At 66.5% G+C, this 16435-nt stretch carries 21 protein-coding genes; 7 read left to right on the top strand and 14 right to left on the bottom strand.

Annotation, left to right across the window (positions count from 1 at the left end):
- The first annotated feature begins 51 nt into the window (after positions 1 to 51).
- On the top strand, positions 52 to 1353 hold the full coding sequence (locus BJ998_RS19870; protein WP_184863763.1) for a 3-oxoacyl-ACP reductase: 1302 nt from the start codon (positions 52 to 54) through the stop codon (positions 1351 to 1353).
- Positions 1353 to 2159 carry a MaoC family dehydratase gene (locus tag BJ998_RS19865; protein WP_184868797.1) on the top strand — a complete coding sequence of 269 codons (807 nt, stop codon included), beginning with the start codon at positions 1353 to 1355 and terminating at the stop codon, positions 2157 to 2159. Before BJ998_RS19870 ends, BJ998_RS19865 begins: the two co-directional genes overlap by 1 nt.
- On the opposite strand, the gene BJ998_RS19860 is transcribed toward BJ998_RS19865, so the two are convergent.
- Positions 2160 to 2807 (bottom strand): TetR/AcrR family transcriptional regulator, encoded by a 648-nt coding sequence (locus BJ998_RS19860; RefSeq protein WP_184863761.1) that lies wholly within the window; start codon positions 2805 to 2807, stop codon positions 2160 to 2162. It lies immediately after the preceding gene.
- Between the two features lie 74 nt (positions 2808 to 2881).
- Here BJ998_RS19860 and BJ998_RS19855 point away from each other — a divergent pair, with 74 nt between their 5' ends.
- Positions 2882 to 3421 (top strand): SCP2 sterol-binding domain-containing protein, encoded by a 540-nt coding sequence (locus BJ998_RS19855; RefSeq protein ID WP_184863759.1) that lies wholly within the window; start codon positions 2882 to 2884, stop codon positions 3419 to 3421.
- Positions 3422 to 3436: 15 nt separating this feature from the next.
- On the top strand, positions 3437 to 4651 hold the full coding sequence (locus BJ998_RS19850) for an acyl-CoA dehydrogenase family protein (protein WP_184863757.1): 1215 nt from the start codon (positions 3437 to 3439) through the stop codon (positions 4649 to 4651).
- Between the two features lie 71 nt (positions 4652 to 4722).
- On the opposite strand, the gene BJ998_RS19845 is transcribed toward BJ998_RS19850, so the two are convergent.
- The 7 genes from BJ998_RS19845 to BJ998_RS19815 all read right to left on the bottom strand — a co-directional run bounded on the left by BJ998_RS19845 (position 4723) and on the right by BJ998_RS19815 (position 10840).
- Positions 4723 to 5856, bottom strand: coding sequence for a tyrosine-type recombinase/integrase (locus BJ998_RS19845; RefSeq protein WP_246488624.1), 1134 nt, complete (start codon positions 5854 to 5856; stop codon positions 4723 to 4725).
- A gap of 69 nt (positions 5857 to 5925) precedes the next feature.
- Entirely contained in the window at positions 5926 to 6102 is a 177-nt protein-coding gene (locus BJ998_RS19840; protein ID WP_184863753.1) for a helix-turn-helix domain-containing protein, read from the bottom strand.
- A gap of 4 nt (positions 6103 to 6106) precedes the next feature.
- Positions 6107 to 7432 (bottom strand): replication initiator, encoded by a 1326-nt coding sequence (locus BJ998_RS19835; protein WP_312890224.1) that lies wholly within the window; start codon positions 7430 to 7432, stop codon positions 6107 to 6109.
- Positions 7433 to 7513: 81 nt separating this feature from the next.
- Positions 7514 to 8125, bottom strand: coding sequence for a DUF2637 domain-containing protein (locus BJ998_RS19830; RefSeq protein WP_184863751.1), 612 nt, complete (start codon positions 8123 to 8125; stop codon positions 7514 to 7516).
- Positions 8126 to 8144: 19 nt separating this feature from the next.
- Entirely contained in the window at positions 8145 to 8537 is a 393-nt protein-coding gene (locus tag BJ998_RS19825; protein ID WP_184863749.1) for a hypothetical protein, read from the bottom strand.
- 40 nt (positions 8538 to 8577) lie between these two features.
- Positions 8578 to 10119 carry a cell division protein FtsK gene (locus tag BJ998_RS19820; RefSeq protein ID WP_184863747.1) on the bottom strand — a complete coding sequence of 514 codons (1542 nt, stop codon included), beginning with the start codon at positions 10117 to 10119 and terminating at the stop codon, positions 8578 to 8580.
- A 370-nt stretch (positions 10120 to 10489) separates the two neighbouring features.
- Complete coding sequence (locus BJ998_RS19815) at positions 10490 to 10840, bottom strand: hypothetical protein (protein ID WP_184863745.1); 351 nt, start codon at positions 10838 to 10840, stop codon at positions 10490 to 10492.
- A gap of 134 nt (positions 10841 to 10974) precedes the next feature.
- On the opposite strand from BJ998_RS19815, the gene BJ998_RS19810 reads away from it, so the two are divergent.
- The gene (locus BJ998_RS19810; protein WP_184863742.1) at positions 10975 to 11373 is read left to right on the top strand and encodes a GntR family transcriptional regulator; all 399 of its coding nucleotides are present in this window, start codon (positions 10975 to 10977) and stop codon (positions 11371 to 11373) included.
- Positions 11374 to 11502: 129 nt separating this feature from the next.
- Here BJ998_RS19810 and BJ998_RS19805 read toward each other — a convergent pair whose 3' ends face one another.
- The 3 genes from BJ998_RS19805 to BJ998_RS19795 all read right to left on the bottom strand — a co-directional run bounded on the left by BJ998_RS19805 (position 11503) and on the right by BJ998_RS19795 (position 12540).
- Positions 11503 to 11973, bottom strand: a complete 471-nt coding sequence (locus BJ998_RS19805; protein ID WP_184863740.1) for a hypothetical protein — start codon at positions 11971 to 11973, stop codon at positions 11503 to 11505.
- Between the two features lie 100 nt (positions 11974 to 12073).
- The gene (locus BJ998_RS19800) at positions 12074 to 12310 is read right to left on the bottom strand and encodes a hypothetical protein (RefSeq protein WP_184863738.1); all 237 of its coding nucleotides are present in this window, start codon (positions 12308 to 12310) and stop codon (positions 12074 to 12076) included.
- Positions 12310 to 12540: a hypothetical protein gene (locus tag BJ998_RS19795; protein ID WP_246489984.1), complete on the bottom strand. Its 231-nt coding sequence runs from the start codon at positions 12538 to 12540 to the stop codon at positions 12310 to 12312. The genes BJ998_RS19800 and BJ998_RS19795 overlap by 1 nt, the downstream gene beginning before the upstream one ends.
- A 216-nt stretch (positions 12541 to 12756) precedes the next feature.
- On the opposite strand from BJ998_RS19795, the gene BJ998_RS19790 reads away from it, so the two are divergent.
- Together BJ998_RS19790 and BJ998_RS19785 are read left to right on the top strand one after the other, a co-directional pair.
- On the top strand, positions 12757 to 13500 hold the full coding sequence (locus BJ998_RS19790; RefSeq protein WP_184863736.1) for a DUF5919 domain-containing protein: 744 nt from the start codon (positions 12757 to 12759) through the stop codon (positions 13498 to 13500).
- A gap of 9 nt (positions 13501 to 13509) precedes the next feature.
- A complete protein-coding gene (locus tag BJ998_RS19785) occupies positions 13510 to 13980 on the top strand; it encodes an NUDIX hydrolase (protein WP_184863734.1) in 471 nt (156 codons plus the stop codon).
- Here BJ998_RS19785 and BJ998_RS19780 read toward each other — a convergent pair.
- The 3 genes from BJ998_RS19780 to BJ998_RS19770 all read right to left on the bottom strand — a co-directional run bounded on the left by BJ998_RS19780 (position 13971) and on the right by BJ998_RS19770 (position 16240).
- Positions 13971 to 14528, bottom strand: coding sequence for an HD domain-containing protein (locus tag BJ998_RS19780; protein WP_312890223.1), 558 nt, complete (start codon positions 14526 to 14528; stop codon positions 13971 to 13973). The two genes, BJ998_RS19785 and BJ998_RS19780, sit on opposite strands and share 10 nt — an antisense overlap.
- Before the next feature lie 561 nt (positions 14529 to 15089).
- Entirely contained in the window at positions 15090 to 15608 is a 519-nt protein-coding gene (locus BJ998_RS19775) for a hypothetical protein (RefSeq protein WP_184863730.1), read from the bottom strand.
- Positions 15605 to 16240 (bottom strand): hypothetical protein, encoded by a 636-nt coding sequence (locus BJ998_RS19770; protein ID WP_184863728.1) that lies wholly within the window; start codon positions 16238 to 16240, stop codon positions 15605 to 15607. The genes BJ998_RS19775 and BJ998_RS19770 overlap by 4 nt, the downstream gene beginning before the upstream one ends.
- Positions 16241 to 16435: the final 195 nt, after the last annotated feature.

Below are 16435 nucleotides of genomic sequence, written 5' to 3'. Positions count from 1 at the left end.
ACAATAACCTACTTATGAGTAGACTTACCAGCGAGTAGGGAGGCGTCTCGCATGTCAGATCCGTACCTCCAGTTCGCCCAGTCCGGCTTCGGGCGGTTCGTCACCAGCCGGCTCGGCCTGCCGCGGCCCGCTCGGTTGCGGCGGCACCGGCCGGGGCAGCCTGCGCTGGCGGGTCCGGTGTTGACCGGCGGCGCCGGCCGCCTCGACGCCGTGCTCAAGGCGCACGCCACCGGCGGGGACGCGCCGTACGGGGGACTGGTGTTCGACGCCACCGGAATCGACAACCCAGAGCAGCTACGCGCACTGCACGCCTTCTTCAACCCGGTCATCCGACAGCTCGGGCCGTGCGGACGGGTCGTGGTGCTCGGCACCCCGCCCGAGGAGCTGACCAGCGTGCCGGCTGTCGTCGCGCAGCGGGCGCTGGAGGGTTTCGTCCGCTCCGTCGCCAAGGAACTGCGGTCCGGCAGCACCGCCCAGCTCGTCTACGTCTCCGAAGGCGCCGAGCCGAACGTCGAGTCGACCCTTCGCTTCCTGCTCAGCGCCAAATCGGCTTACGTGTCCGGGCAGGTCATCCGGGTCGGGGCCGCCGAGGTCGTCGAGCCGTTGGACTGGGAGCACCCGCTCGCCGACCGGGTCGCGCTGGTGACCGGCGCCTCGCGGGGCATCGGCGCCGCCATCGCCGAGGTGCTCGCCCGTGACGGCGCGCATGTCGTGTGCCTCGACATCGCCGCGCAGGGCAGTGAGCTGTCCGAGGTCGCCAACCGCGTCGGTGGCTCCGCCCTGCAGATGGACATCACCTCGCCGGACGCGCCCGCCCGGCTCGTCGAGTACTTCCAGCTGCGGCACGAGGGCGTGGACATCGTCGTGCACAACGCCGGCATCACGCGGGACAAGACGCTGGCGAAGATGACCGAGGACCAGTGGGACGCCGTGCTGTCGGTGAACCTCGCCAGCCAGCTCCGCGTCAACGACGGGCTGTTGAAGGCCGGCGCGCTCCGGCGCAACGGTCGGATCGTCGGCGTGTCGTCCATCGCCGGTATCGCCGGCAATGTCGGGCAGACCAACTACGCCACCAGCAAGGCCGGCGTGATCGGCATGGTCCGGTCGCTGGCGCCCGAGCTCGCCAGCCGCGGCAGCACCATCAACGCCGTCGCCCCCGGCTTCATCGAGACCAGGATGACCGCCGCCGTGCCGCTCTTCATCCGGCAGGCCGGTCGGCTGATGAACAGCATGTCGCAGGGCGGCCTGCCCGTCGACGTCGCGGAAACCATTGCCTGGTACGCGAATCCGGCGTCGTCCGGGGTGAACGGCAATGTGGTCCGGGTGTGCGGGCAGAGCCTGCTGGGGGCGTGATGTACCTGCGTGCCGCGCTGACCGCCTTCCGCCGCGGCGGCTCCTCGCTGCCCTCCGATGTGCTTTCGCGGCCCGATGTCGCCGTCGACGTCGAGCATCTGGCCGCGTACAACCGGGTTTGCGGGTTCGGGCTGCGTGACGAGCTGCCGGCCACCTATCCGCATGTGCTGGCCTTCCCGTTGCAGATGCGGCTGATGACCTCTCCCGGCTTTCCCTTCCCGCTGCCCGGTCTGGTGCACGTCGCCAACCGGATTTCCGTGGTGCGGCCCGTTCTCGCCTCGGAACCGTTCGACCTCCGCGTTCGGGCCGTCGACCTCCGGCCGCACGAGCGGGGCCACCAGTTCGACATCGTCAGCGAGCTGCTGGTCGATTCCTCGGTTGTGTGGACCGACGTCAGCACCTACCTGCGCCGTTCGGGCTCCGGCTCCGGCGGCTCGCCTTCCGTCGAGGCACCGGCGCCTTCCGCCGTGTGGTCGGTCCCGGCCGACATCGGCCGGCAGTACGGCTCCGTGTCCGGCGACCGGAACCCCATCCACCTCAACGCCCTGGCCGCCCGCCTGTTCGGCTTCCGGCGGGCCATCGCCCACGGCATGTGGACCAAGGCCCGCAGCCTCGCCGCCCTCGACGGCCGGCTGCCCTCCGCCTACACCGTCGACGTCCGGTTCAAGCTGCCGATCCTGCTGCCGGCCAAGGTCGGCTTCAGCGCCTCGACCACCGGCGACGGTTGGGAGTTCGCCGTCCACGACGTGCGCACCGGCCGCCCCCACCTCGCCGGCACCGTCGCCGCCCTCGTGCCGGCCTCGTAGTTACCTGGGCGGCTGCCACATCTGGCCGTCGACGAGGTTGCCGAAGCCCATCCAGACGAGGTTCATCAGACGGGCGGCGACGGTGCCGGCCGACTCCTCGGGGTGGTCGAGCCACCAGTCGGCCAGGGATTCGCCGGCGCCGACCAGGGCGGCGGCCATGGCGTCGGCGTGGAGGGACGCGGCCTCGCTGTCGGAGGTGTTCATCAGCAGGGCGGCGACGAGGCTGATGGCGCGGCGGCGCATGTCGAGCAGCTCCTGGGCGAAGGGGCCGCCCTGGGCGCTGGCCTGGCGGTGCAGGACCCGCCAGCTGTCGCGGTACTCGCCGACGAAGCCGAAGAATGCCCGCAGCCCGTGCCAGAGCTGCACGTCCGGCCGGTCGCCGGCCTCGCTGACGCCGGCGGCGATGGCCTCCATGAGCCGGGTGGCCTCGCGGCGGATGCACGCGGCGAACAGGTCCTCCTTGGAGCCCAGGTAGGCGTAGACCATGGGCTTGGAGATGTCGGCGACCTCGGAGATCTCGTCCATCGACGCGGCGTGGTAGCCGCGCTGGGAGAAGACCTCGACGGCGGCGTCGAGGATCTGCCGCTCACGCACCTCGCGTGGCAGCCGCTTGGCCCGGACCCGGCCGGCCGCGTCATTCGTCCGCATCCGATGCAGGCTAGCTTGCCCACCTACCTACTACACAGTAGTCTTACTCGCGAGTAGGTACGTGGAGGTGGGCAATGGCCGACATCGAGCAGTTGACATCGATCGACCCGAAGAAGCTCAGCAAGGACGAGTTCGTGGCGCTGCTGTCCTCCTTCACCGAGGCGGCACAGGGCGGCGCCGAGTTCGACCTCAGCGCGATGCCGCCGCAGGACTTCGCGCGGATCATCTCCCGGGCGTCCAAGGAGCAGATCGAGGCCGTGATGGCCGAGCCCGCGCTGCGCGGGCCGATCCTGGACGAGGTGTTCCGGCGGATGGAGGTGCACTTCCGCACCGAGCGCGCCGGCTCGACCCGGGCGGTGGTGCACTTCCGCCTGATCAACGGTGACGACTTCGACCGCTACCAGGTGCACATCAACGACGGCACGTGCGCGATCACCAAGGACGGCCAGGACGAGCCGCGGGCGACCGTGACGCTGGCGCCGCTGGAGTTCCTCAAGCTGGCCACCGGCAACGCGTCGGCCCCCGTGCTGTTCATGACCGGGAAGCTGAAGGTCAAGGGCGACCTCGGCTTCGCGGCCGGCTTCATGAGCCTGTTCGACATCCCCAAGGCGTGAGAGGAAAAACTCCCGATGGCCGGCTTCTCCCTCGAACTCAACGAGGACCAGCGCGATCTGCGTGACTGGGTGCACGGCTTCGCCAAGGACGTCATCCGCCCGGCCGCGCCGGAGTGGGACGAGCGCGAGGAGACCCCGTGGCCGATCATCCAGGAGGCCGCGAAGATCGGTCTCTACGGCTTCGAGTCGCTCGCGACCTGGTTCGCCGACCCGATCGGTCTGTCCCTGCCCATCGCCACCGAGGAGCTGTTCTGGGGTGACGCCGGCATCGCGCTGGCGATCATGGGCACCGGCCTCGCGGTGGCCGGCATCTTCGCCTCCGGCGAGCCCGAGCAGCTGGCCGAGTGGGTGCCCGAGTGCTTCGGGGACGAGAACGACCCGAAGGTGGCGGCGTTCTGCGCCTCCGAGCCGCAGGCCGGGTCGGACGTCAGCGGCTACCGGACGCGGGCCCGCTACGACGAGGCCACCGACGAGTGGGTGATCAACGGCCAGAAGGCGTGGGCCACCAACGGCGGCATCGCCAACGTGCACGTCGTCACCGCCGTCGTCGACCCCGCGTTGGGCGCCCGCGGCCAGGCCGGCTTCATCGTGCCGCCCGGCACCCCCGGAGTCGCCAGCACGCGCAAGATCAAGAAGCACGGCCTGCGCGCGTCGCACACCGCCGACGTCTTCTTCGACGAGGTGCGGGTGCCCGGCCGCTGCGTGCTCGGCGGCAAGGAGCGCCTGGAGGCCCGGCTCGCCCGGGCCCGCGAGGGCAAGAAGGCCGGCGGGCAGGCCGCCATGGCGACCTTCGAGACGACCCGGCCCACCGTCGGCGCGATGGCCGTCGGCGTCGCCCGCGCCGCCTACGAGTACTCGCTGGAGTACGCCAAGGACCGCGAGGCCTTCGGTCGCAAGATCATCGAGAACCAGTCGATCGCCTTCGACCTGGCCAACATGCGCATGGAGATCGACGCCGCGCGCATGCTGGTGTGGCGGGCGGCCTGGATGGGCCGCAACAACGTGCCGTTCGAGGCCGGCGAGGGCTCCATGTCCAAGCTCAAGGCCAGCGAGGTCGCCGTCTGGTCCACCGAGCGCGCGATCCAGATCCTCGGCGGCGCCGGCTACACGCGCGAGCACCCGGTGGAGCGCATGCACCGCGACGCCAAGATCTTCACCATCTTCGAGGGCACGTCGGAGATCCAGCGGCTTGTCATATCCAGGGCCATTTCTGGGATCCATATCCCCTGACCGGGGATCCCAGGCCGTCTACAGGCCGTCAACGAGGACGGGGCACCCAACGTCAGCTGGGTGCCCCTTCCTCACTCGCCGAGCATGCCATCCACCGCAGCACGAGCACTGTCGTGCGCCGAGGGCATCAGGTGTGTGTACGTCCGGAGCGTGAAGCCCGGATCGGCGTGACCAAGGTAGTCAGCCAACGCCTTGATCGACACTCCCTGAGACAGCAGCGCCGAGGCGAACAGGTGCCGCATCGCGTGCATGCCGTCCTGTCGCTTCATGTACGTCAGGCCGGCCCGCTTGAACGCCGGCTGCCAGATGACCTTCCCGAACTCGTCACCGGTGTACAGCTCGCCGCTTTCTGGCACGAGGAGCAGGTTCACGGTCACCAACTCGCCCGATGGCTTGCCCCACGGCAGCGTCACCGGAACCGCAGGGTACGCCTTGAGGTGGTCCCTGATCGACTTCCGGACCGCCGAGGACAGCGGGACCTGGCGTTCCTTTTTCCGCTTGGGCGGCGCGAACACCAACGTTCGATCAATCACTCTGATCTGCCTGACGACGTTGATCCGGTGAGCCTTCTCCTCGATGTCGTCGGGCGAGAAGGCCAGGATCTCGCCCTGTCGCAGCCCGCACCCTGCTCCCAGCGATGTCACCACCCGGTATCGCTCGGGCAGACCACCGCGAACAGCCTGGAAACGTTCGTCCGACCACACGACGACCTTGCGCACCTGACGTTGTGGCCTGACGATGCTGCGCACCTTGCAGGGATTGGCCTGAATCCGCTTGTCGTCCACGGCAGAGTTCAGGATCGAGCACGCCATCTCGAACAGAACCGCCTTGTACGTCCCGCCAAGGTTCTGCTCTTCCAGGCTGCCGAGCCACTTGCGGATCACGGCCGGGGTGATGGACGACAACGGCATCTCGCCGAAGAACGGGTACAGCTGACTTCGAAGCCTGCTCCTGACAGTCTGTCGAGTGGCTGCGTCGGGCGAGTAGCCAAGGAGCCAGTTCTCCGCTTGCGCCTTGAAGGTGATCTTTCCGGCGTTCGGGTCGACGTACTTGCCCTCACGCTTGTCCGACTCGACTTCGACAAGGAAGCTTTCCGCCTTGTTCTTCTGCTTGTCCGGGAAGGACTTCGACCGCTCGTCGCCGTTGGGATCGATGTACCGGACCTTGTACCGCAGCCCCTTGCCATGCAGGGCCGTCGGCACCATCTTCGTCTTTCCGGGGTTCTTCGGGTCTGGGACCTTGTTGTACCACCGGTCTTGGATATGCCCCATGACTCACGCCCCCGTAGGTAGATCTTTGACCCAGCGCACGACATCGGCGGGCAGATAGCGAAGATGCTTGCCCATCCGCCGACCAGGCGGCCCGTATCCCTTGGTGCGCCACTGATAGACGGTCTGAAGCGGAACGTTGAGGAAATCCGCCAGTTCCTTTGGCCCCCACAGCTTGCCCATGTCGCTACCTCCCCTCCTTGCGTAGTTGCCGCTTTCGTTCGGCTATGCCGTGCGCGAGCTCCATCTCTGCGTCGTTGGCGTAGCCGATGCCGGCGAAGTCCCAGTGGTTGACGACGACCACGGAGTCCGGATCGACGCCGAGGCGTTCGAGCGCTTGCTCAGCCCGGAACGCCGAGCGCTCTCCGCGAATGGCCTTGAACGTCGTGCTGTAGTACTTCGACTTCGTCAGGAAGTGCCCCCGGAAGCCGAGCATGTGCGCCCACTTCCGCAGGTTCAGTTCGTCGTATTCGGCGAGGCCGCCGAGGTCCCAACAGGTTTGGATGATCCGGCGGTGGTGTGGCGTGACGTCGAGGTGATCGATGTCGACTTGTCCACGAATCGGTCGGTCCGCGGCTTCGCTCTTTCCGGTGCCCTTGGTGGCGTATTTCGCCACGTAGGCCGCCAGGCGCTGTTCGGAGATCTCGCCCCGCTCGTCCTCGACCTCAGCCGCAGCGGTCGGCCGAATCTGACGGACGTCGACCTGGCGACCCCATGTGAGGCTGAACGGTGCACCGTCAGGCCGGCTGATGTCGAGCTGGACCGCGCCGGCCGCCGCAACGATCGCATCAGTCAGCAGCTCGGCCGTCACCCACGCCGGCGTCTGGTCGCTTGGTCCGCCGGGCCCGTCGACGCGGACCATCGCGTGGAAGTGGACCAGGCCGCGCCGCTGGTACTCGGCGACCTTGGCGTACGACAGCCGCGCGTGGTCCTTGAACTCGCGGACCGTGAGCCCGGCCGCGTGCGCGAGCTTGCGGCGCAAGGCGATGGTGAACCGGTGCCACAGCTTGCCGGCGTGCGCCTGCCAGAGCACCGCGCCCACGTAGTCGTAGGTGCCGGCGTCCAGCGGCGCCCCAACCCGGGGGTCTGCCTCGTGATGGCGTTCCCCGCACGCACACGGGATCGTTCGGCCGCGCGCCGAGGTCCGGCGGTTGTGCACCGGCCCGAACGAGGGAGCCGTCAGCGTCGCGAACACCCGAGGCTTCTCGGCCACCGACACCGGAACGCCCTTGTCCCCGCCGGACAGGCCCGCCCGCATCAGGTGGAAGGCGTCGGCCGCGTACCGGTCCGAGCAGGTGGGGCAGACCGACTCCCGCCGGTTGCCGCACGGGGCGAAGATGTGCCCGGACCGTGCGGCCAGGACCTCGCCGGCCTGGTCCTGAACCTGCCACGCGCCCGACATGCGGACCGGGTGCAGGCAGCCGCCGACTCGCTCGACCTTGGCGCGCCATGCCTGGAAGTCAACGGCCTGGACACGACGAGCGATCCGCTCGTCCAGAGACAACGGGGTCACAGCCACAACAGCCCCCTTGATCAACTTGATTTGGGCAAAAAAAGGGGCCAGGCACGACGTTTCTGCCGTGCCTGGCCCTGACTACTGCGCCGTCAGCGACGCGAGAATCTGGCTGGCCATTCCGTCCGAGACGTTGGCCGCGCGCTGCACATCCGCGATGGTCGGCTCCCGCCCTTCAGACCGGGCAGCCGCGACGGCCGAGGTGACCTTGGCTGCCATCGGTGCTGGTAGACGCAGCCGTGACGGTGGCGAGGTCACCGCGGACTTGCCCTCGACGGCCGCTGGCTCAGGCTCAGCCTGTGGCCCTGTCGGTTCGCTCGGCAGTCGCCGCATAAGCAGCTTCACCACCGTCAAGAACCCCAGCGCCGGCATCGCCGCCAACAGCCAGCCCGCCGGAGTCGGCTCGGCCTCAGCGACCTGGGCGGACATCTGCACCAGGAATCCCGCCATCAGCACCGCGACCGGGAGCGAGAACCGAGCCCGCCGATTGGTCTGCCGGTCTCGGTGGATCTCGAACGCCGCCACGACCGAGATGCCCTCGATCACCACGGCATCCGCCCACGCCAGCCACCCGGTTTGACCGTGGTGCGCCGCCCAATCGTGGGTGTGGGTAAAGCCGGCCGCCGCGCCGATCAGCCCGAGCACGGCGGCCACGGCGAACCGAATCCCGGTCGCTACCTTGTCGACCGACACGACGGCCCCTCTCTCTGCGTCAGGCAGCGTCCTGCTGGAGAAGATCGGCAAGCAGGTAGACCTCGTCAGGGGTCACGGACTCCGACTCGCCCGGCGCGAGCCGCACCAGGCCGTCAACGTGCGGGTACGGGATTCCGCCGTAGACCGTCACGTTTGTTCCGCTGTCGGTTCGGCCCGACAGATGGATGTGCAGGCTGTCGGATCCTGGAGTTCGCCACTGTCGGCCGGTGACCCCGTTCAGGGTCTGTGCCCAGCGGAGCAGGTTCACCAGGTGCGTCACGTCGTCCGTGCTGAAGGGCTGTACGTCGATCCGGTCCGGGGCGACGTGGAAGTTCACCGAACTGGGTTCCGGAAGGTCCCTGCCCGCGAAGTGGGACCGGTAGGCGTTCATGAGCTTGTCCAGAGTGGACATGGCAGACTGCCTTTCCTTGGAAGTCAACGGTTTGAGCGGTTCAGGCGACGGCATCGGTCTGGCCGGCAGCCGGCAGCGCGAGAACCTGTCCGCGTGCCGTGACGTACTGCTCCAGTTCCTTGATCGAGGGGTCGGAATTCCAGCCGATCCGGACCCGCATCGGTTCCCGGACGCCCTCTCCGAACACGTAGCCGACGCCCTTGCCCTGCGGCGTCTGCGGAATCCGGTGTGCCCAGGCCCCGCGCTTGACGGCGTCATCGCCGAGGACCATGTCGACCTGTTGCTCGGTCGGTACGCGCAGGCACAGCCGCCGCGTGAACAGGTCCCGGAACGCCACGGTGTCCTTGGCGGGGTCTTGCACGTACCCGCGAAGGCACACACCCAGCGCGGCCGCCTGCGTCAGCAGCAGCCCGACCCGCTGATCGAGCTTGGCCTTGACCTGGGAGCCGGCGTACTTCGACAACGCCGCGATCTCGTCGAACTCGACCAGGTGCAGCGGCTGCTCACGCGAGATGACGACCTTTCGCGCCTTGCCCCGCAGCTCAGCTTTACGAGCGTTGGCAATGTCGATCAGATGGTCGAGCAGTTCGAGGGCGCCAGCCGCCGTATCGGTGTAGGTGGTGAACACCTTGCGCCCGTACGCCAGTTCCACGCCCTTGGGGTCGATCGCGTGTGCCACGACCAGGCCGTCACGCAGCGCCGGAGCGACCGAGCGCAGAACCTGCCAGGTGAAGGAGTTCTTGCCTGCCCGGGACTCCGCGCCCACCAACCAGTGGCAGGCCAGGAGCGGCACGTGCCAAGGCCGGGAGTACTCGCTCAGCCCCGCGTAGACCCGTTCCAGGTCGACATCGGTGCCGGCGGCGTCGACGTCCAACGTGGCGCAGTCGACCAGCGAAGCCAGCACGTCACGACGTTGGAAGTCCAGGGACACCGTCGACGGCCCGAGCTGCCGCACCAGACACCGATCAGCACCGCGAGCGACCGCCAAGGCCCGGGTGGACTGCTCGACGTCTTCGACGGTCAGACCGGGCACCAGGCGGACAATCACCTCGTCCCACGACGGCCCCGACCGCACCGCCTTGATCGACGGCAGCCCCAGCTCGGCCAGGTTCTCGCCACGGGCGTACACCGCCAACCCGCAGGAACGTACCCAGTTCTTCCAGCGCGGCTGGTAGATCGTCCACCGCAGCCACCAGGACCGCAGCCGCCGGCTGATGAAGCGCTCGAAGGTGGTCACGTGTTCGTGCCACCAGACGACGCAGCCCAATGCAGCCGTGACCAGGGCGATCACCAGCGGCACCCATCCGACCAGCGAGACCAGGTAAGCCAGCGCGAGAACGCCGGCCGAGGTCCGCCAGAACCGTCGGATCGTCGACAGGACCCACCACACGGCGACGCCCACGCTCTTGATTGCCTTGCACACCAGGAAGATCACGGCGGCGATCTCCAGGACCGCCGCGAGGACCTTCCCGAGCCACCGCATCACGAAGAACGCCGTGGCACCCGCAGCGACCACACCGAGGACCAGCAGGACATTCGCCGATCCGGGGGTCGCACTGGACGCGGCCAGCACGATGCCCATAGCCTCACCCCTGCTTCCTTTGCGAAAGGGAAGACCCCGGACCAGGGGAAGGCGCCGTGCGGCGTGGTTCGTTGGCTGCGAGACGCTACATAGGCGATCACCCCTGGTTCGGGGCCGAATCTGTCAGCCGAGCAAGGCGGGGACGCCTTGCCGCACAACGCGTTCACGCTCAACTGGCCGCTCTCGTGGTCGACCACGAAGGCCCCCGGGCATCTGTGCGACCGGGGGCCAACGAAGCCACCGGTGCGCTACGACAGCACCGGTTTCAGGCATGGTTCGGCCCACTGTGGAATTGCCAAAGAACAAGCAGCCCAAGAAAACGGCTTAGATGATCAGTGAGAAATCAGCCCTCGGCCCAGAGTGGTGAGGGTCAGCCCAGCGGCTTGAGTCCGGTCGCCTTGAAGGCGATACCGGAGACGGTCTCGCCCTTGTCGTTCTTGAACGAGTACGGCGTGACCGTCGCGTCGATCAACTCGACGTACGTGCCGTCCTCGAAGCCCTCGCCCGGGTCAGCGGTCAGGGTCACCTTGATCTCTTCGCCCTTCGGGGCCTTCTGACCGGCCGCCGGCCGCTGCTTCGCGAACAGCCCGACGACGAACATGGTGACGCCGTTCTGGTCGGTGACGAACTCGTCCCGCCCGTCCACGGTGCGCGTCTTCATCGCCGGCTCCTCCGTGACCATGAGCTTGTAGCCGCTCAGGTTCACCGGGATCTGCTGCATGGCCTTGCCTCCTGGAGTCGTTCTCAACCTGACGAGAACGACACTACCAGCTGTACTAGCAGTGTTAGTACTGTAAGGCCTAGTCCGATCGGGTGATATGTATCTCTGCTAGCTATGGCGGTACAGTCATGCCCATGACCTTGGACCCGACCGACCGGCGACCGGCGTACCAACAGATCGCTGACGATCTCCGCCAGTTCATCGCGTCGGACGCGGTGGAGATCAACGACAAGCTTCCGTCGCTCACCGAGCTGACCGAGAAGTACGGCCGCGCCGTAATGACCATCCGCAAGGCACTCGACAGCTTGCAGGATGAGGGCCTGGTCGTGACGCGCCACGGTGAGGGCACCTACGTCGTACAGAAGCCAGCAGCTCACGCTGAGCCGGCGACGACCCCGCGTGAGCTGCTGGACAGTTTCCGTCGTATGAGCGAATCGTTGGCCGAGATCACCGACCGTCTTGCGGCCGTCGAGTCGGCGGTGTTCGGTCAGTCAGGCCCAGGTGCTCCTCGACGCGATCAAGGCGACGACTGACCTCCCTGAGCTGGGCTTCCACTCGCGAGGACAGGGCGCGCAACTCGTTCCAGTCCTCCTCAGTCCACTGCACTTCGTTCGCCACCCTTGTCCCCTCGACGTGCATGGTTCTGTGACCGCGTCCCGCTGCTAGCTCGCCCTGCCGACCATCAAGCTGTCGCCGCGACGCTGCTGGCCCTGCGCGATGCTCCGCTCCCAATCAGCCCCCTGCTTGAACTTCTTGGTTAGCGCTTCGAGCACGGCCAGGCGCGCGGCATACCAGTGCGCCTTCTCGTCGACGAGCTCCGGCTCAGCGCCGAGCCCTGACAGCAGACCGGCCAGTTCAGCTGGTCCGAGCGCCTTCGCGGCGTGACGGCCAGCCACCAGGTCTGGCCTGTTGTCCTTGAGCTGCCGACGCACCGCTTTCGCTTCGACGCTGTACAGCTCGGCCATCGCCACGCAGGCAGCAGCCAGCGCGAAGTGCAGCGCAGCCTTGTTCAACACCCAACCGACACGCGTGGCTATCGAGGCGACGCCGTCGGGGCGCCGGGCCTCGCAGAGCTTTGCCACAAGTTCCAACAACTCACGGCGGTGTTTGGACGTCTTCAGCTCGTCCGGCAAGCCAGCAGCTCGCACCTCCACGGCACGATTGCGAACTGTGCTTGTGTGCGGCATCTCTAGATCTCCTTGTGGAATGGCACGAGCCGAAGCAGATCGGCCATCAGCCCTCGCCCCGCTTGACGAGCCAGGTGACGTGTTTCGCCATCAACGGCAGGAGCCGAGCAACGAGCCGCGCCGCGACGTCCCGGGCCAACACCAGGTTCAACTGGTCGGCCCCATCGCCGAACCTCACCGTCACGTGGAACTCACTGACGTCCGTCACCGTCACCGGAACCTGTGACCACCCGACCTCTGCCACCATCGGCTTGCCGTCTTTCTCGCGGCACAGCACCAGCATCAGGACACCCCCTTCCCGGTCTCCGCCGCCGCAAGGCCGGCACGGCCCTGTCGAATGGCCTCCTCCAGGTGGTCCAAGGCCCGACGGTCGATGATCAAGGCAACCGGGAACGCCTTGCCGAGCTTGATCTCGACCCGATCGGCGAACGGCAACGCATTGGCCCGCATCGGCAGGTCCGCCGTCAGGTGGACGTGCACCAGGTCGCGCATCTCGCCGTCCTGCCCGGTCACGCGTTCGCAATGGACAGGCGAGCCGCGGAACGGCTCCTCGCGTTCCGGCTTCCGGATGCAGTGGTCATAGCGTCGTCTCCCGTCTGCCCGCCGGCTCTCCGGCGATCGGTTTCAACGTCCACTTTCGGCCGATCGGCAGGACGCGAGCACCGCACGACGGGATTTCTGAGGACGTCCTGCTAGCCTCAAGACGTCCCTACTTGTCCCGGAGCTGAGATGCCGAACGAGCGCCTACGCGATGCTCTGCTGCGCAACGGGCTGACACCTGAACAGGTGGCGAACGGCATCGGAGTCGATCCGAAGACCGTGGAGCGGTGGATCACCAAGGGACGAACGCCGTACGCGAAGCATCGGCACGCCATCGCGGCATTGGTCCGCGAAGCCGAGAACTACCTCTGGCCGGACGCCGTCGCGCCCGAGCGGGCAACTGAGATCGGCGGGTCCGAGGTCATCAAGGTCTATCCCCACCGCAACTCGATCCCACGCGAGCTGTGGTCGCGCCTGATCGACAACGCTGCCGAAGAGGTCGAGGTGCTGGTGTACGTGGGGATGTTCCTCACCGAGGACCGCAACCTGATCAAGGCTTTCCGGGAGAAGGCACAGGCCGGCGCACGGATCCGCCTGTTGTTCGGCGATCCGGCCAGTCGGGAGGTCGTCCGCCGTAGCACGGAGGAGGGGATCGGCAAGAACGCCATCGCGGCCAAGATCGGCCAGACCCTCGCGTTCTTCCGGCCGCTGGACGGCGAGCCCGGCATCGACATCCGGTGCCACGGCACCACGCTCTACAACTCGCTCTACCGGTTCGACGACGAGATGATCGTCAACCCGCACATCTACGGCTTCCAGGCCGCCCACGCGCCCGCCCTCCACCTGCGCCGGCTATCAGCGGGGGACCTGTTCGACTCCTACTCGGAGAGCTTCGAGACCGTGTGGAAGGCAGCCAAGCCGCCCAAGTGGTAGGCAAGACACGTGCCGAAGAGGGACTACCTGAACGACCCCGCCGCGCCGAAGGCGAACAGCATCGTTCCCGCCGCAAGCGCTTTCGTGCAGGACGACGCCGGCCGTGTGCTGATGATCCGGCGGACCGACAACGACCTCTGGGCCATTCCCGGCGGCGGCCAGGACGTGGGGGAGACCATCGCACAGACCGCCGTCCGGGAAACCCTCGAAGAGACCGGCATCGACATCGAGGTCACCGGATTGGTCGGCATCTACTCGAACCCCGCGCACGTCATCAGCTACGACGACGGCGAGGTCCGGCAGGAGTTCTCCGTCTGCTTCCGCGCCAGCCCAGTCGGAGGCGAGCCTCGAACGAGCAGCGAGTCCCGCGAAGTCCATTGGGTCGAGCCGGCCGAGCTGGACGGCCTGAACATTTACCCATCCGTCCGGCTCCGCATCAACCACGGGCTGACTGCATCGGCTGCGCCGTACTACGACTGACCGATCCCCGCAGCTTCCAACCGTTCGTTCGTGCGCTCAACCGCCCCCAGTAGCTCCGGCCACGCCCAGCGGATGAAGCACGACACCAGGTCTTCCGGCCCGTAGCGCTGCTGAATCTCCGCAACCCGATCCGTGATCGTCGTGCGCGTGCCATCCGGGGTTGTCGTCATGTCCGCCCACCACAGCGCATCCCGCAGCGGCGTCTTCTCATCCTCGAACTCCGCCAGCTCGTCGGACAACCCGCGCAACTCTGCCTCCAGCACCGCACAGGAGTGATGCGCCACCAGATGCACCAGCCGATCCGGTGCGCCGATCGCCCTCAGGTGCCGTGCCCCATCGAGCGGGTGGAACCCTGTCTCGGCAATGTCCGGCGCATAGCCCACGTCGTGCAGCACCGCCACCGCGACCACCAGATCACCGTCATCCCCAAACAGGACGGCGGACCGACGTGCCTGTTCAGCGACTCCTTGGACGTGAGCCCACCGTCTCGGCAAGGGCGCCTGAAGCAGGCCCTGCGCCACGCCGTACGCCCACGCCACCAGCTCCACGGCGATCATCCTAGGAGCCGGCCCTGGAGCCCACCGTGTTCACAGTTTCTTCTCTTCATCAAGGCGGCCCCCTTGCGGGGGCCGCTCGGCCGATCGGTCGGGGCCCGGCTCCGCCACCCACCCGCCGTCCGGCGGCCCCCGCGAGCCGCGTTGCGCAGAAGAAATGTCCTCGCCGGACGGGCAGGCCAACAGGATGGCGGGGGAACGGGGCACGCTGCGGTTCGGGAGGGGCCTAGCTCCGCGCCATCCCGTCGACCTCCCCGAGGGCAATCACGCGCGTCAAGGGGGCAGTCCCAGCGCCCGCCGCCGACCTAGGCAGAGGTGCCCCCTTGACACACGTGATCGGGCGGAGCCAGGTCGACGGGATGGCGCGAGGCCCCTCCCTGAGCGATACGAGAAGCCGTACGTACTGCCTGCCGTAGCGCTCTAGTTAAATAATCCATCAAGATACGGGGCGTCAACAGAAGATTCGTTGACTGCAAACTCGCAAGAATAGGCCATGCAAAACATTAATGGCGTTACATGTGCACATATCATGCTTGACCGCAAGTAGGGCAACAGCTATTTATCCACTTCCTTGCTTCTTGGGTCAAGAACATTCTTGGCGTCCTTCTGAATAGCGTCAACTATCTCTTTTGGCGTGCGATGTGGAATATTCGGAGGGGTGACGCCGAGTCGTCGAGCGGAGTCGAATGCTGCTTCTCGAATAAACGGAATTAGGGTCGGAAGAGCTTCAACTTTGATGAACTCTACGACCACTTCCTTTGGTGGCACTTCTTCCGCTCCTACCTTATAGAGGGCAGCAGCGTCGACAATTATTCGGGTGTCATCATTTTCGACCTTTAAGCGCGCTCGCAGCCCAAGCTCGTGCGGCTTCACCCTGATCATAAGGTGCCAGTCCTGGCGTTCCTCACCCTCCGGGGTCGCTTCATTCTCACTCGGCGCGTCCGGGGTGGAACCCGATGGCTCCGCACGGCTGGGTGTTGTCTTGTCTAGCGCCCGGGCCGAAATCTGATAGTATTCGACCTTGTCGAGCGCTGCTGACTTAAGTAGTTCTTCGACAGCCGGCGCCACGCTCACCTGTAGCCCACTCTCTCGGTTCTGCGCTCAATTGTCACCCAGTCGCCACCTGGCTCAAAGGGTGTCTCATTAGGGCGTTCAATGTGAGGCGGTATTGCCGCAACGGCTCCTGCTGCTACTTGCGTCTGTGACGACCAGCTGAAATCGACGTGGAGCATCCTCTTTTGGGCACGATGTTCTGCTATCCAACGATTTATTTCCGCATAGTCGTCGCGACATGGGTAGTGAACATCATCTTGCGGCTTATAGGTCCGTCGGAGCCATTCGTTTACTTCTCCCCATAGCCAAACCCCTCCGCCGACAAGGTTAAATGGCTGAGGGAACGGATGCTTACGCTGTCGATCACCACGTATCCACAGGCCGACCGCCTGGGGAGAGACATTGCACCGCTCGGCGATGTCTTTCCGGTTGACCAAGTCTTCATAACAGCGCTGCACTATGACGCCTGCTAATAGTTCTAGATCGCGAACGGCCGTCTTGCCGGCCGCGACAGGTGTTGGACCCTCGGCGGTCACGGTAAGTAGCGTCATGTCGCCGTGACCCGCCACTAGCGCGTCGTACCTGTCGTAGATCGCGTCGATGGCGTCGTCGGTCAGCTGGTCCACGGCAAAGATCAACTCAAACTCAGTCATGACCCCCACCTTCCGTCAGGCACCAAGTTACCATCACTGTTTCTAACGCGAAACAGCCATCAGGTGTTACGCCTGTTCGGTTGACCGCTGAGGTCGTGACGGTCGGGGCACCGTGCAGCCTCCCGGAGCATGCGTCTGGCGTGCCCTTCAGGGTTCTTTGGCGTGCCGTCCACGCGGATCCACATCTCGTTGCAG

The organism is Kutzneria kofuensis (assembly GCF_014203355.1).
In the GTDB taxonomy this organism is placed as follows: Bacteria; Actinomycetota; Actinomycetes; order Mycobacteriales; family Pseudonocardiaceae; genus Kutzneria; species Kutzneria kofuensis.
Note: the sequence above shows the minus strand (reverse complement) of the source record. Positions and strands in the feature narration are given on the sequence as shown.